The organism is Photobacterium sp. GB-56 (assembly GCF_003026105.1).
GTDB lineage: Bacteria > Pseudomonadota > Gammaproteobacteria > Enterobacterales > Vibrionaceae > Photobacterium.
Genome location: NZ_PYNW01000054.1, coordinates 1 through 750 on the forward strand (window position 1 = coordinate 1; position 750 = coordinate 750).

At 51.5% G+C, this 750-nt stretch carries 1 rRNA gene; it reads left to right on the forward strand.

Going from position 1 to position 750, the window contains the following annotated elements:
- A 23S ribosomal RNA gene (locus tag C9J42_RS21310) occupies window positions 1-750 on the forward strand; the annotation flags it as partial.

Consider the following 750-nt stretch of genomic DNA (forward strand, 5'->3'; position numbering starts at 1 on the left):
GAAAGGCCAATCAAACTCGGAGATAGCTGGTTCTCCCCGAAAGCTATTTAGGTAGCGCCTCGGACGAATACTACTGGGGGTAGAGCACTGTTAAGGCTAGGGGGTCATCCCGACTTACCAACCCTTTGCAAACTCCGAATACCAGTAAGTACTATCCGGGAGACACACGGCGGGTGCTAACGTCCGTCGTGAAGAGGGAAACAACCCAGACCGCCAGCTAAGGTCCCAAAGTTATAGCTAAGTGGGAAACGATGTGGGAAGGCTCAGACAGCCAGGATGTTGGCTTAGAAGCAGCCATCATTTAAAGAAAGCGTAATAGCTCACTGGTCGAGTCGGCCTGCGCGGAAGATTTAACGGGGCTAAGCTATACACCGAAGCTGCGGCAATGAAGTTTACTTCATTGGGTAGGGGAGCGTTCTGTAAGCCGTTGAAGGTGAATCGTAAGGTTTGCTGGAGGTATCAGAAGTGCGAATGCTGACATGAGTAACGATAAAGGGAGTGAAAAACTCCCTCGCCGGAAGATCAAGGGTTCCTGTCCAACGTTAATCGGGGCAGGGTAAGTCGACCCCTAAGGCGAGGCCGAAAGGCGTAGTCGATGGGAAACGGGTTAATATTCCCGTACTTCTTATAATTGCGATGGAGGGACGGAGAAGGCTAGGTGAGCCTGGCGACGGTTGTCCAGGTCCAAGTATGTAGGCTGATGGTTTAGGCAAATCCGGACCATCTTAAGGCTGAGATACGATGTCGAGT